General features: G+C 51.8%; 12 protein-coding genes. 8 read left to right on the top strand and 4 right to left on the bottom strand.

Annotated features, from left to right (window positions below; all coding sequences use genetic code 11):
• The first annotated feature begins 157 nt into the window (after positions 1-157).
• From F7231_RS07305 to F7231_RS07295, 3 genes are all read left to right on the top strand, one after another.
• Complete coding sequence (locus F7231_RS07305) at positions 158-448, top strand: hypothetical protein (RefSeq protein WP_157510588.1); 291 nt, start codon at positions 158-160, stop codon at positions 446-448.
• 80 nt (positions 449-528) lie between these two features.
• On the top strand, positions 529-1,227 hold the full coding sequence (locus tag F7231_RS07300; RefSeq protein WP_166691419.1) for a hypothetical protein: 699 nt from the start codon (positions 529-531) through the stop codon (positions 1,225-1,227).
• An 808-nt stretch (positions 1,228-2,035) separates the two neighbouring features.
• Positions 2,036-2,548 carry a hypothetical protein gene (locus tag F7231_RS07295; RefSeq protein WP_166691418.1) on the top strand — a complete coding sequence of 171 codons (513 nt, stop codon included), beginning with the start codon at positions 2,036-2,038 and terminating at the stop codon, positions 2,546-2,548.
• 83 nt (positions 2,549-2,631) lie between these two features.
• On the opposite strand, the gene F7231_RS07290 is transcribed toward F7231_RS07295, so the two are convergent.
• The 3 genes from F7231_RS07290 to F7231_RS07280 form a co-directional block, all read right to left on the bottom strand.
• Positions 2,632-4,140 (bottom strand): DUF4301 family protein, encoded by a 1,509-nt coding sequence (locus F7231_RS07290; RefSeq protein WP_166691417.1) that lies wholly within the window; start codon positions 4,138-4,140, stop codon positions 2,632-2,634.
• Positions 4,141-4,222: 82 nt separating this feature from the next.
• On the bottom strand, positions 4,223-7,456 hold the full coding sequence (locus tag F7231_RS07285; RefSeq protein WP_166691416.1) for a T9SS type A sorting domain-containing protein: 3,234 nt from the start codon (positions 7,454-7,456) through the stop codon (positions 4,223-4,225).
• Positions 7,457-7,579: 123 nt separating this feature from the next.
• Positions 7,580-8,224 carry a DUF1345 domain-containing protein gene (locus F7231_RS07280; protein ID WP_085412161.1) on the bottom strand — a complete coding sequence of 215 codons (645 nt, stop codon included), beginning with the start codon at positions 8,222-8,224 and terminating at the stop codon, positions 7,580-7,582.
• Positions 8,225-8,317: 93 nt separating this feature from the next.
• On the opposite strand from F7231_RS07280, the gene F7231_RS07275 reads away from it, so the two are divergent.
• Together F7231_RS07275 and F7231_RS07270 are read left to right on the top strand one after the other, a co-directional pair.
• Positions 8,318-8,794, top strand: a complete 477-nt coding sequence (locus tag F7231_RS07275; RefSeq protein ID WP_166691415.1) for a gliding motility lipoprotein GldH — start codon at positions 8,318-8,320, stop codon at positions 8,792-8,794.
• An 87-nt stretch (positions 8,795-8,881) separates the two neighbouring features.
• A complete protein-coding gene (locus tag F7231_RS07270; RefSeq protein WP_166691414.1) occupies positions 8,882-9,520 on the top strand; it encodes an LON peptidase substrate-binding domain-containing protein in 639 nt (212 codons plus the stop codon).
• Positions 9,521-9,607: 87 nt separating this feature from the next.
• On the opposite strand, the gene F7231_RS07265 is transcribed toward F7231_RS07270, so the two are convergent.
• Entirely contained in the window at positions 9,608-10,759 is a 1,152-nt protein-coding gene (locus F7231_RS07265; protein ID WP_085412163.1) for an AI-2E family transporter, read from the bottom strand.
• A gap of 213 nt (positions 10,760-10,972) precedes the next feature.
• On the opposite strand from F7231_RS07265, the gene F7231_RS07260 reads away from it, so the two are divergent.
• The 3 genes from F7231_RS07260 (at position 10,973) to F7231_RS07250 (ending at position 13,707) form a co-directional block, all read left to right on the top strand.
• Positions 10,973-11,749 carry a YjiK family protein gene (locus F7231_RS07260; RefSeq protein ID WP_166691413.1) on the top strand — a complete coding sequence of 259 codons (777 nt, stop codon included), beginning with the start codon at positions 10,973-10,975 and terminating at the stop codon, positions 11,747-11,749.
• Positions 11,750-11,867: 118 nt separating this feature from the next.
• Positions 11,868-12,557: a response regulator transcription factor gene (locus F7231_RS07255; RefSeq protein ID WP_085412165.1), complete on the top strand. Its 690-nt coding sequence runs from the start codon at positions 11,868-11,870 to the stop codon at positions 12,555-12,557.
• A 112-nt stretch (positions 12,558-12,669) separates the two neighbouring features.
• Positions 12,670-13,707 carry a sensor histidine kinase gene (locus tag F7231_RS07250; protein ID WP_166691412.1) on the top strand — a complete coding sequence of 346 codons (1,038 nt, stop codon included), beginning with the start codon at positions 12,670-12,672 and terminating at the stop codon, positions 13,705-13,707.
• Positions 13,708-13,757 lie beyond the last annotated feature (50 nt).

Here is a 13,757-nt window from a genome sequence, read left to right as displayed (position 1 = left end):
TCTGTCGGGGCCGTTGTGTTATAAGCCAGTGCTAAGCCATGAAAAGTTGGTCACTGGTAAAAAATAATTTAATCTATAGGTTTATAGAAAAAGCAGTGCGCCTGCATGATTATTGTGAGGGGGTTGGGTAGCATCTTACAAATAACCCGATTCAGCTATGACAACTTATTTTACGCTTGTGTCTGTCCGAAACAAAGTGGCAGTTGGTCTATTTTTTGCCTTTTTAAGTATCAGTATAATTGCTGATGCCAAAACATATACCTGCTCATGCGCCTATCAGGACGGCGGCAGCACTGTTTCCTTTGATTATGTTGCTGTTGGCTCGGGCTGTTGTACAGGTGCTACTAACACAGGCTCAGCTTTTTACTCCAGAACAACAGGCAATACTACAACTGAAGCCGGTTACATAGAACCATCTTTTGCCCAATCTATGTGCTGTGGCTATTGAGCGCGCAGGTTGATGCCTTTACTCAATGAGCGACAGTCTACTGCTCGCTTTTCGTTTCCCAGACCAATCACAGTATACGTATGAAACAGGTTATGTTAATGGCGCTTCCACTCGCTTTCATGGTGGCGTGTACCCAAGACGTGAAGTCATCGGAGCAGATGACTTTGCAAGCACAGAAAGAAAGAGCAATGATCGAGAGAGGCGTTCAATCGTTGCGTATTGCCAGTTTCTATATTGCCGATCCGCAGGATGCATCAACGAATGAAGCAACTGTGCCAACGGAAACTATGGCTGTTTTCGCTAAAAAAAGTAGGCTGTATCAAGGTGGTGCCCTCGTCAAACAGTCCGCTTCATTAGCGAGCCAGCAGTATAAATCGTTTATACAAGCCAACGCTGCCAATCCCCACGTGCGGCAGTTCCGTCGCGAAACCGCCGAGAAATTCCTGACGGAAAACCAGGCACTATCAGCCACCGATAAAGCCTACTTTACCAATGAACTGATCATAAACCGGTCGTCAAACCTGGCCCTGATTAGCTCATCGCTCTTGAGCCTTCGGGGCAACATCAGCGCGGCCGAACACGCGATCATGCGGCTGGAAGCCCAGAGACTGATGGATCAGTATGAGACACATTACAAACGGGAATTAGCCAACACGAAAGAACGGCCTGAGCAAACCTACCGGCAGCGGGCCATGAAAGCACTCGACAGCCGGTTTGCCGAACTGGTGCTGACTATGGTCGACGAAAACCGGCGGCTTATTCAAAATAACGTTAACTGATCGTTCGATCAGGAATCAACGGAATGCAAAATGGCTTCGCAAAACCGATCTGCGAAGCCATTTTGCATTCCGTTGATCCTCAATCATTAAGCGTGTCATGTGTTTATCAGAGACGTTTTCAGAAAACTACTATATAGCTTAAAAAATATTTCTAATAATACTTGACACACACGTTTTTTTTGCAAATAGTGATGTTTTCAACCGATAAACTTATGTGTCTCTTGTTAACAAAACTATTTAGAGAACCATTTGCCAAACGGAACATTGCTCTCTTCATCGTTTTCGTACTATATGCTGTTACACAATTAGCATTTGCTCGGGAGTACGTATGTGAATGTACATTTTAGTCAGTGGTGTTCGGTACGATGTATGATATGTGGCTACAGCGGGTAGTAGTGTAGGCTGTTGTACTGGTTCAGTAAGCGCGGCACTCGTTACGAAAAAACAGAATGGTACAGTCATAGAGAAAGGATACGTAAAGGGAGATCTAGGTCAGTCATTCTGCTGTAGGGATCAAATGCCGACTCCTGAATAACTGTGTGTTCTGCTTTTAGAACAAAAAATTCAAACACATAATACAACTTATTAAGGTTAGGGCATTCATTACAGATTACTCATTTCACCATTAATTAAAACTGACATGAAACTTTATATTGCTCTACTACCAATTGCTCTACTGGGAGCTTGCAAAACTGATACGGATGTTCGGTAGGATACGGCTACTTCGCTCAGCCGTGAACAGGCTAAGATTGAGGCACAGCTAAAGTCAGCGCGGTTGACCCGCTTTTTTATTGCCGACTCTACAGACTTGGCGACGCTTGAGCTCAATGCTACCGATGAAGGGACCCGCAAACTAAAACAGCTAAGCGGTTTATATCAGGATGGTACGTTGAAAGGTGCAAGGACAGCGTCATTTACAAAGCTGTATGCCGCGTTTGTAGCTGAACAGAGCCGCAATGCCAACATTCGTCAGTTCAGGCGTGAAACAGCCGAGAAAATAATGGCGCAAAGTGCTGACATGAGCCTAACCGATAAAGCCTACTATACCAACGAGTTAATCACCTACCGGTCAGACGATGTAAAGCTGATTGGGAAATCGATTACAGCATTGAAAGACAAACTGCCGGCCGAAAGCCATGCGCAAATGGTCGCAAAAGCGCAGCAATTATTTGATCAGTATGAAGCGCATTTTCAAAAGGAGCGTATCGAATACAGCAGAAAGCAGGGGGAAACCTATCAGGAACGGGCTATTTATGCGCTCAATAGGGTGTGGGCTGAACAAGGCATGGCGGTGGTTCGTGAAAGTCGGCAATTGCTATAGCCAATTAATGGTCAAGTTCGTTGTTACAAGAAATGCCCCGGCTAAAAGTGCCGGGGCATTTCTTGTAACAACGAACTTGACCATTAATCCACGATGCCCACCGGCTGATGCTCGGCGCGGAGCAGGTCATTCACGGTCTTAACCGGATTGAAGGTGATCAGTGGCACTTCTACAAACAGCGTGTTCCAGTTGGCCATTGCGCCGTTCCAGAGGCCGGGGAGTTCCTGCGCTTTCAGGTCTTTGCCGTCTTTCGATTTGGCCGTAATAAAGCCCGTCAGCGGGTCACGGAAATCGGGCAGGTTGTATTTCTGGCCCTGCCGGTTTTTCAGGCTGCACACCAGGTCAACGGGGTTAAAGTGTGTGGCCTGCTCAAACAGAGTTTTCTGCTGGGCATCGTCCATATCGATTTGGGCCGATTCCACCACTTGCAGTGACACCGAACCATCAGCGTTTTGTGCCCAAAACGGACCGCCACCCGGTTCGCCTACGTTTTTTACCATGCCACAGGCCCGGATTGGCCGGTCGAGCTTCTGGCGATAATAGGCCAATTTCTCATCGGCGCTCAGGCTGGCGAAATTGGCGGGCGGTGTCACGCAGAGAGTCGTCTGCAAAAAGGCATCGGCTTCGGCCAGGTAGCCATCGCTTACCGATTCTGATTCAAGCAACTCCTGTAGCCGGAACAATTGCTTCTGCGCGTCGAGTAAGACGGTGGCCAGTACCTTTTTATAGGTCACGGTCGTTTCTTTCAGCTCGTCGGGCACTACGTTGTCGATGTTCTTGATAAACACCAGATCAGCGTCGATGTCGTTCAGGTTCTCGATCAGCGCCCCGTGCCCTGCCGGGCGGAATAGCAACGACCCGTCAGCATTGCGGAAAGGGGTATTGTCGGGGTTAACCGAAATGGTATCCGTTGCTTTCTTCTGTTCCGAAAAGGTTACGTCAAACTCCACGCCCAGCCACGATTCGTAGTCGGCCAGTTCGTGTTTGATCAGCTCTTCGAAGCGGCTCCGGTGTTCGGGCGACACCGTGAAATGAAGCTGTACCCGTCCATCGCTGTTGGCGTAAGCGGCCCCTTCAACCAGGTGTTCTTCAACCGGGGTACGTGGTCCGTCGGCGTAGTTATGAAATTTCAGCAGACCTTTAGGCAGGCTGCCGTAGTCGAGCCCTTTATCAGTAAGCAGGTACGTCAGCACTGTTTTCTGATCGGCAGTATCGAGGTCAAGCCCATCCTGGCTCATGGCCGCCTTCAGGTCCTCATAGAACGCGAAGTCGGATAATTGAGCAAAGAAGCCTTCGGTCGCTTTATCGGTCTTACCCTCCAGGGCGGCAAACAGCGATTTAAACATACGGGTGGCGGCTCCCGATGCAGGTACAAACTTTATAAGGGCCAACTCGGGTGCCTGTTCATCGAACTGCCGGGTGTAGCGGGTCAGTTGCTCATCGGGTACGCGAATAATGCCATCGCCGACGGTAGCCGCCCGAATTACATGCAGAAAAGGGAATCCATCGATAAAATGCCGGATTTGCTGGTCGACCGTTTGGGTAGTCGTGCCCTGGGCGGTAATCTGGTCGAGATCGGTTGAGGTAAACATGCGGAACTAAGAGTTTTAGGCGGGCAAATTGCCCTTTTCGCTCAAGTATCGCAAGGGGACGTGCCGAAAACTTAGCAAACTGTCACCGTTGAATCAGTACCTTACGTACCCGGGTTGGCTGCCCCTCGGCCTGTAATTGAACCAGCAGCAGTCCACTGGCCAGATCCTGAGTCGATACAACGGTCAGGTCGCCCTGACGAGCCACATCCTGCACCACCCGGCCCTGCGTAGTTACTAGCTTAATCCGGGCTTGTGCACCCGCCCCCGGCCATTGAACATACAGCCGCTCGGCAGTTGGGTTGGGGTACACGTTAACAACAACGTCGGGTTCGGTAGCGGTAATTACATAGGCGATAGTGGCCGATGCCGCCGATGAGCAGCCATTAACGGTATTAATAACATAGTAGCTGCCGGCTGCCTGTGGGGTAAAACGCGGATTGGTCGCGTTGCTGATAGGCCTGTTCTGGGCGTCGTACCACTGGTACGTTCCTGTTCCCATGCCTACTAGCTCATCACCTTCCTGCTTAGCTGTTGGCGCGGCGGGCGCAGCGGTAACTGTCAGGCTGCCCAACTCGCTTACAGACGTACCCAACACCGTTCGTACCCGATAAACGCCTGCGGCCAGTGTAGCCGGAATGGGTATACTGAGGCTGGAGAGGGTAGTATCGGTTACTGCCGACTGGCTCAGGGGCACGGTAAGCGTAAGTACTGGCTGGGTAAAATTACCCGCCACATTGGCGACTTGAACAACGGGCTGCTGACCAACATATCCTTTATAGCGGGTTCTCAGCGCGGCGCTGCTACCCTGGCAAATGGCCGTAGCGGGAGCAGTTAGCTGAGTCACCACCGACCGCATCAATAGCAGGAAACGGGCCGGACTGGTAGTTGTGCCAGCATAGGTGTTGGTGCCAATGGTAACCGTTCCGTTTGTGAGGCCCGACAATAGCAACGATCCGTCGGCGTAGGCCTGCACAATTTCCACGCTTGTGTTGTCGGGCTGTCCGCTGGTCAACGAAATGCTGCCAATCCGGGTCGTATTTCGTCGGGTAAAAGTGGTCGCATACTCGGTCAACACCAGTTCGTAGCCAGTGGGTGTTGCTGTTTCCGGGCGTGTGGCCAACGTATAGAACGTACCCGACGAGTTCACTGCCCTGGCGAAACTTAGGGCAATGGCATTAGCCCTGGCGGTGTTCACTTCGCTAAACACCGTTTTGCGGGTAGAGTCAGCCTTGACGAGTCCGTAGCCATAGAAACCAGCAAATGTGCCGCTGCCGTACGAATGAGTCGTGGTAAAGTACGTATTCTTCTCGTCGAACCCGGTCCAGTCCAGAAAAGCGTCTGTTCTCAGATTTGACCCAACGGAGTACGGATATAGATCATTCACAGCGAAACGACCAACATCGAAGGTAACCGGCTCGCTTCCAAATCCTTTCTGAGGGTCTACACTTAAAAAGCTGAGGTTCCTGAATGTTAAGTTGTTCCCCGTGCGGCTCGATAAAGCCAGCACCGTTTGCTGGTTTGGTAGCGGTAACGGTTTTACGCTAAATTGTGCGGTAGGGTTGTTTAACGACCAGGGATTTACCGGTGCGTTGAGGTTGCCAGCAGCATCGAACTGGGTAAACGTAAACGAGGGTCCGTAAGGCAACGACCAGATTGCCATACCGCTGCCATTAGTTTTAATGTAGAGTTGGTAGTTGTAGCCGCGCTGACCCTGTTGGTAAAGAAAACGCCGGGTCAATGCACCAGTCGTATCATATACGCTTATCGAATCGACAGCCATCAGGTAAAGGTTACCCGTCTGGTCGGCTTTGGCGTCGTATAGGGTAGCCGAACTCATTTTTTTCTCCCAGCCAACCTTGCCCTGGCCGTCGTAGTATCGGAATGTATTGTCGGGCAGTTGGACCCAGCTCTGTTTGCGGGCGTTGGTAATGACTTTCTGCGTGGTGACGGGCAGGTTGGCTGACCAGCCAACCTGATCGGTCGATAGCGTTTGGAAGAGTGGGTCGGGGCCAACGGCTACCAGAAACTGGGTAGGTGCGGCCTGGGTACCTGTAAATGTGACATTTCCCACGGTCATTGTGCCACTGGTAATGCCCGCGAGGACAAGTGTACCAGCCGACGTACGGGTTAGCACTGTCAGGCGGTTCGTTTCCTGACTGGGAGAGCTGCTGCCCGTGGTGCGCACCGTGCCAACGTTCAGGCTGTTGATCAGCAAAAAACGCTTATTGTCCCGGAATGGTGTAGTCTCGTCAATAGTCTGATACTCGTTGATAATCAGATCGCTGCTAAAACCAGAAGCCACCGAATTACTTACTGTCTGCGTAGTAATCAGGTTTCCGCGCGTGCTCATGTACCGGCTAGCCGCCACGCTGATTGCTCGGCTATCGGTTGTGCCGTATTCGAGTACCCGTCTGTTAAACTGATAGTCGGCAGATGGGTTAGTGGTGACACGCTGGCCGTATAAGACATAGCCAGCCTGTGCAGAATCTACCTGTGTGCCTGCCTTTAGGTAGTTAGCTTTGAACCCAATATAGGCCGTCTGTCCATCAGAAAAGAAGGGCAGGCTGCTTTGTCGGATAGCTGGAAGCGAAGAAGAGGATGAATTATTCAGCGCATAGCGTGGGCCGTCTATCAGGGTTTCATCGACGGCCTTAATCGCTGGCTGAGGGGCTGTTTTCACGTTGAATAAGCTGGGCTTCACGTTGACCGTATCCGCCTGAAAGCCCACCAGTACATCGTTGCCATTATACACTACGGGCCGGATAGGGCGAATCAGCCTCGGGTTGGTCGTCGTAGCTGCAATGAGCCTGGTTAGTCTACCATCTGCCTGAGCAACGTAGCAGGTAAGCTGGCGAACACCAGCGGTATTGACCCCCGTTACCACGCTGCTCCCTAGTGCATTCAGGGTTACGGTCAGGTATCCCGCCTGCCCAGGTACGTTTGAGAGGCTATCGAGTACGTTTCGCCAGGCTAACGTCTGGTTAGCATCGTATTTTTCCAACACGGGCTGACCGTTGGCTGGCAGACCAACCAGCACCACCTGCCCCTGTGCATCGACAGCGAAATCGGTCACGCTTAGCGCTGATACGGTCTTGGTCCAACTGACTTTCCCCTGCAGATCAATAACCTGAAATGTATTAGGAGCGCTTAGGACCCAGGTGTTGCCCGCAGCATCAACAACCGTTTTTATGGTGCTGGTAGAGAGGGGGGCCGACCAGCGCAGGCGGGCGGGGTTCAGTGTTTCCTGAGCATGGGCAGTGCTTAGCTGCATAAACAGGATACCTAGTGTACATAGGCACGTAAAAAGGTGTTTCATAGCGTGAGTCTAGTTGGTCTGCCAAACTACTTGTAATTAACGCTTTACACCAGTGCTGTAACTAAAAATTACTGTAAGGTTTATTACTAAATGACCAAGCCTACCCGCCTCATGCTGATCTGTTTATAACAGGCTGGCCACTACGTTGATGCTGAGGGCCACGATAAGCGTATTGAAGCCGAAGGAAAGCAGGCTGTGGGTAAGAATGAGTCGCCTGAACGGGGCCGTAGTTGGGCCTACGTCGGCCACCTGGCTGGTCATGCCGATACCGAAAGCCACGTAGGCAAAATCGGCGTAACCGGGCTGTTTCGTATCCGGGAAGTTCAGGCCGCCGGCGGGATTATGCTGGTAATACAGATGCGCGTACCGTAGCGTAAATAGTGTATGCAGCAACGTCCAGGAACTGATGACCGTAAGCACCGACAACGCTACGTACCCTTGCAAATGAACCGGGTGCAGAGTCTTCACCGAATTGAGCAGGAAGATCACGGCGAAGAGGCTGGCCACGGCGGCGAAGATGGCAAAGGAAAGAATCAGAATTCGGCTGGAATCCTGAATGCGGTAGGTTTGCCGGGTTTCGTGAGGCAGCAGGTACGTCATGGATACCCAGGCCAGCACGTTGGTCGTAAGGGCGTAACTTACGTACATCAGCAGTACCTGAATGGGCCAGATAACCAGCTGGCTACTGATGAGGTAGGTAATCAGGGAAATGCCCAAACCAATGGCGAGCCGGTGGTGAGCATCTAAACGAGCAATCTGCTTAAGCATACTGTAGGGGGCTACTCTATCGTTGAGTAGCTTTGCTGGAAATGTAGTGAGCCGGTTCCACTAAAGGTAAAGGCCGAGTCGAAATAATAGCTTATGAAACGTTTTTGCCTGGTTATAGGGCTGTTGGCTCTCTTGACGGCCTGCGAACAGGACCCCAACGTGGTGTATAAAGAAAATGCCGACATCGAGAACGGGAAATGGTACGTGAAAAACGCGCCTTCGTTCCGATTCACTATTACCGACGCCAGCATTCCCTACGATCTCTACTATACGCTGCGTAATAACCTGACGTACCCCTACTATAACCTCTATTTGACACGCTACCTCACCGATGAGCAGGGGCGCGAAATCGAATCGCGTCTGGATGAGTTAATCCTGATGGATCCTAAAACGGGTGAACCTCGTGGTAAGGGGCTCGGCGATTTGTACGATAATAAGGTGCTGATGAAACGCGCTTACCGGTTTGCCAAACCAGGTACGTACGTGATGCGAATAAAGCAGTATATGCGGCAAGACCCGCTCCCGGATGTGGTGAGCGTAGGTATCAGTGTGGAGAAAAGCGAAAAATGAGTTACTGAATTTAGTTTATAAACTGCATGTCGGCCATTGGAGCTTTCCACGGGCTGGCATCAGGCGTTGTATTATCCTGACCTACGTATGAACGATCTAATACCTCTCTTTCCCCTGAGCCTGGTGGTATACCCTGGCGAAGACCTGAACCTTCATATTTTCGAGCCGCGTTATCGTCAGTTGGTAAGCGAATGCATCGACGAAGAAAAGACGTTTGGCATTCCTGCCTTCATTGATAATAAGCTGCCCGGCTACGGTACTGAGGTACACGTGACCACCCTGCACAAACGCTACGAGGATGGCCGGATGGACGTTAAAACAAAGGGCCTGCGCATTTTTAAACTGGTCGATTTTGTCAATCCAATTCCCGACAAACTTTACGCGGGGGGACGTGTTCAACTGCTTGAGCCGGAGGACGCAACCAGTGCGGGTACGTACCTAACCCCGCTGCTCGAACGCCTTGGGCGGTTGTATGATCTGCTCCAGATTGAAACCGACTACGACCCGACAAAATCCCCTTTATTTTCGTACCGCATTGCCCACAAAGTCGGCTTGTCGATTGAACAGGAATACGACGTGTTGACGATGGATACTGAAGCGGAGCGGCAGCAGTTCCTGATTCGCCACCTCGACAAGGTCATTCCCGTTGTAGCCGACATGGAGCGTACCAAAGATCGCATCAAAATGAACGGTCACTTCAAGAACCTGGATCCGCTTACGTTTTAGAGTCTGGTCGTAACGCGGCCCTAAGTCCGTACTACCAATGCGTCAGCAAAGGCGGATTGAAGGCCGCGTTACAGCCATCCACTTGACTTACCCTTTCTCCTCGGTCTTACCCACTTTCTTCACCCGTTTGGGCAGTTGCTCGGTTAGTTCCTGGAGGTTTTTGATCGGCGGTCGGGGCTTCTCAGCTTCGCCGATCAGGAAACCGTAGGGCGTCAGTCCCTCAACTGCGTCGAAAATAACTTTGAGAATGGCTGTCAGGGGTAACGCCAGAATCAGGCCGGGCAATCCCCAAAGCGACTCCCACAGCAGCAGTGCCACAATGGCGGCCAGTGGGTTGATGCTCACCTTCGATCCCACGATGTAGGGGGTAACAAAATTGCCCTCCAGCGCCTGCACGAACAGGAATACGCCAATGACGCCCAGTGCTTTTAGTGGGTTGTCCTGCGTAACGAGGGTATAAGCCGCCGGTAAGAGTGACCCCAGTGAGATGCCGAAATACGGAATCAGAACAAGGCTAGCCCCAAAGAAACCGAAGAAGACAGCATAGTCGACGCCGAGGATCATCAGGCCTACGGTCATCAACGTACCTGTCACCAGAATAACCAGCAGTAATCCGGCCAGATAGTCTTTTACCACATCGTAGATCTTGGCCAGAATGGTATCTACTTTAGTACGGCGTGTTTGGCCGAACACTTTGTAGAAGAACGACCGGAAAAAGTCGCGGTAGAGCAGGAAAAAGAAAATAAACAGCAGCACAATCAGCACGTCGGTAAGCGTACTGGTGGTGGCTAGCAGGGTGGTTGTTAGAATGGTACCGCCCGTTTCGAGCGCCGTATTCAGGTATTTCCGGGCTTCGGTTACCTGACGTTTGCGATCGATGTTGAAATGCTCATCGGCGTAGACTTGCAGGTTGCTGAACAGTTTATTTCCCTTCTCAATCAATTGGGGAAGCACCTCGGCAAAACTGCTGATCTGGGTGGTGACTGCGTACAGAATCCCCACGATAACGGCTAGCGTTAGCACGAGGCAGATCAGAATGGCTAAAATTCGGGGTACGCCCCAGCGCTCGAGCCGGGAGCAGAGCGGGAATAGCAGAACAGAAAACAAAATAGCAAATACCAGCGGCACCAGGAGTTCCCGCAACTCATGAAGGCCATACACCAGAATCAGGAGCGACGTCAGGGTGGCGGCCAGGCGAACGGGGTAGGATTGCTGAACTTCGGTAGCGCGATTCATCATAGTATCAGTAACTAGTAAACAGAGAGCATAAAGGATGATCAAATAGTCGCAAACAAGTGGCAACGCGTCGGATAAGTCGGTAGCTTAGCGAAGCTATTGATTAGCGCTTTATGAGAATTGAACATGCTCCCCTGGCTCCTTAACGTATTAATCGGTATAAAGGTCGGATTTTGTTCGTGTACGCCCGAAGTTCGGCGCCTTGGCGTATCACGTGTGCGTTCAGACTATCGTGTTGAGCAACTGGCCAATCGCCTGCCACCTGTCGTCAACGAGAGTTCCGGACTAGCCCGCCGAACGCCCAGCACGGTCTGGACGCACAATGATGGAGGCGGCCGGCCAACGCTCTACGCTGTATCGCTGGAAGGTAGTTCGTCGGGTACGTTGCTGGATTCGCTGGCGTTGCCTACGCTCCAGAATGTAGATTGGGAGGACATCGCTCAGCAGGATTCGTCTGCGCGGGGGGCGGCTCGCCTCTTTGTGGCTGACCTCGGCAATAACTTCAATACCCGGCGCGACCTGGCGATCCATATCGTTGACCCCGACCGGGTAAAACTGCCGGAAACGATCCGGCTTCGGTATGCAGACCAGACCGATTTCCCGCCCTGGAAACGTAATTTCGACTGTGAGGCGGTCTTCTACCGAAGCGATAGTTTATTCCTGCTGTCGAAGAACCGGTCGGGGCATTCGGTGCGCCTGTACGGGGTCCCGGCCCGGGCAGGCAACTACGTGCTGGCACCTCTGGATTCGGTGTTCGTCAAGTCGATGGTGACGGGTGCGGCCACGAGCCCGGACGGAAAAACGCTGGCCGTGCTGACCTATGGTAAGGTGTTGTTCTTCAACCTTGCCGAACAGGCTGCCACGCGCCTGAACCGGCCGATAGGCTGCCTGCGTTTGCCGCGTGGCCAGGCTGAAGGGATTGCTTTTCTGACTGATACCGAATTGGTTATCTCTAATGAGCGCGGGCGGGTGTACCGGCTGCTGCGTCGCTGAAAAACGAGTCCTTTAGCAGCTGATGATACGTTATCTTTATGTTAACAGTTTAATTGGGCGCATAACTTGCTGACAATGCCCGCTAACTTTCCGGCCAACGCATTTTGTTGCTACACACATGAGTACAGAAAAAGCCCATCGCATACTGGTTGTTGACGATGATCCGGACATTGTTGAGTTGCTGGATTATAACCTCCAGAAAGAAGGCTACGAGGTACGTACTGCCCCTGATGGCCGTAAAGCCGTTGAGATAGCCCGGACGTTTCAGCCTGAACTGGTTCTGCTCGACATTATGATGCCCCACCTTGACGGGATCGAGGCTGGTCGGCAACTGCGCGCCCTGCCCGATCTGCGGCAGACCTACATTCTTTACCTTACCGCCCGCTCGGAAGAATATTCGGAGGTGGCCGCTTTCGACGTGGGGGCCGACGATTACATCACCAAACCCATAAAGCCCCGCGCTCTGATGAGCCGCATTAACGCGCTCTTTCGCCGCGAGGCTCAGAAAGCTGAAACCGGTGATTTGATCCAGATTGCCGACCTGAGTATAAACCGGAAAAACTATTCGGTGAACCGGGGCGACCAGACCATCATTCTGCCAAAGAAAGAGTTTGAACTCTTCTTCCACCTGGCTCAAACGCCCAACAAGGTTTTTAGCCGCGAAGAATTGCTGCAAAAGATCTGGGGTGCCGATATTTACGTGCTCGAACGTACCGTTGACGTCCACATTCGCAAGCTCCGCGAAAAGATCGGCGAAGGCTATATCCGCACGCTAAAAGGCGTTGGGTATATGTTCGAGGTAGCTTAAAAGGAAAGCGGGAAAGGAGGCAGGAGAAAAGGGAGGCTTCGCTAGTTTACGATTGCCACTAAACAGCGCCCCTTTTCTCCTGCCTCCTTTCCCGCTTTCCTCCTCTCTTCCCATGTCCCTTTCTCCCCGATTTATTGCGCTCATTCTGGCCTTGCTTATCGCCGGGCTGACCATGGCCTTTCTGGCGTTTGTACCCGGTACCAACAGCAATATGCTGTTTGTGGTGGGTACGTCGTCATTTCTGCTGTCGTTCTTTCTGGTACTTTACACCATCGATATTCTGGTGTATCGGGAGATTACCAAGCTCTATGATGCCATTCGGAAGCTGAAAGTGCGCGACTTCTCTATATCGCGTAAGTCCATCCTCAAAACAGGTAATCCGTTTAAGAAGCTCAACGACGAAATCTTCGTTTACGTAGCCCGGAAGCAGAAAGAGATCGACGAGCTGAAGAAGATGGAACAGTTTCGCCGTGAGTTCCTGGCTGATGTCTCACACGAGCTAAAAACGCCCATTTTTGCGGCGCAAGGCTTCATTCATACGCTGATTGACGGAGCGGTGGATGATGAGTTTGTGCGCGACAAATTCCTGGCTAAAGCCGCCCGCTCGCTCGATGGCCTTGATCTACTGGTGCAGGATCTGGTGGCGTTATCGCAGTTGGAAACGGGCGAGCTAAAAATGCATTTCGACCGGGTTGATATTCGGCAGGTCGTTGAGAATATTTTCGAGCAACTGGAGAGCCTTGCCAATGCCCGGCAGACAGTACTGAAAATCAAGGCAGTACATCCCGGTTCGGTTTGGGTCAAGGCCGACCGGCAGCGGATTACACAGGTGATGACCAACCTAATCCAGAATGCGGTGAAGTACGGCAACGAACAGGGAAAGGTAGTGGTGAGTTTGGAAGAAGACGGCAAAAAGCACATCCAGATCGCGGTGAAAGATGATGGCCCCGGCATTCCGCCCGAACACCTCAACCGTATTTTCGAGCGGTTCTACCGGGTCGAGAAAAGTCGCTCGAAAGAGCAGGGGGGCACTGGTCTTGGCCTCGCCATTGTGAAGCACATTCTAAATGCGCACAAAACAAAAATCACCGTTACCAGCCGCCTGGAGAAAGGCACCGAATTCCGATTCAAGCTGGATAAGGAATTGTAGGGGTAGCCGAAACAGCGGGTTGCCCCTACGGTTTATGGTTATCTTTGCAG

The sequence above is a fragment of the Fibrivirga algicola genome, assembly GCF_011742925.1.
GTDB classification, from domain to species: Bacteria; Bacteroidota; Bacteroidia; order Cytophagales; family Spirosomataceae; genus Fibrella; species Fibrella algicola.
The sequence above is the reverse complement of the archived record's forward strand: the minus strand, read 5'-3'. Positions and strand labels throughout refer to the sequence as shown.

What these genes read in the sequence shown, in the direction of transcription:
- F7231_RS07290 (WP_166691417.1), bottom strand. Translation starts at nt 4,140, where the DNA reads ATGTTTACCTCAACCGATCTCGACCAGATTACCGCCCAGGGCACGACT.
- F7231_RS07265 (WP_085412163.1), bottom strand. Translation starts at nt 10,759, where the DNA reads ATGATGAATCGCGCTACCGAAGTTCAGCAATCCTACCCCGTTCGCCTG.
- F7231_RS07285 (WP_166691416.1), bottom strand. Translation starts at nt 7,456, where the DNA reads ATGAAACACCTTTTTACGTGCCTATGTACACTAGGTATCCTGTTTATG.
- F7231_RS07305 (WP_157510588.1), top strand. Translation starts at nt 158, where the DNA reads ATGACAACTTATTTTACGCTTGTGTCTGTCCGAAACAAAGTGGCAGTT.
- F7231_RS07250 (WP_166691412.1), top strand. Translation starts at nt 12,670, where the DNA reads ATGTCCCTTTCTCCCCGATTTATTGCGCTCATTCTGGCCTTGCTTATC.
- F7231_RS07270 (WP_166691414.1), top strand. Translation starts at nt 8,882, where the DNA reads ATGAACGATCTAATACCTCTCTTTCCCCTGAGCCTGGTGGTATACCCT.
- F7231_RS07300 (WP_166691419.1), top strand. Translation starts at nt 529, where the DNA reads ATGAAACAGGTTATGTTAATGGCGCTTCCACTCGCTTTCATGGTGGCG.
- F7231_RS07280 (WP_085412161.1), bottom strand. Translation starts at nt 8,224, where the DNA reads ATGCTTAAGCAGATTGCTCGTTTAGATGCTCACCACCGGCTCGCCATT.
- F7231_RS07255 (WP_085412165.1), top strand. Translation starts at nt 11,868, where the DNA reads ATGAGTACAGAAAAAGCCCATCGCATACTGGTTGTTGACGATGATCCG.
- F7231_RS07275 (WP_166691415.1), top strand. Translation starts at nt 8,318, where the DNA reads ATGAAACGTTTTTGCCTGGTTATAGGGCTGTTGGCTCTCTTGACGGCC.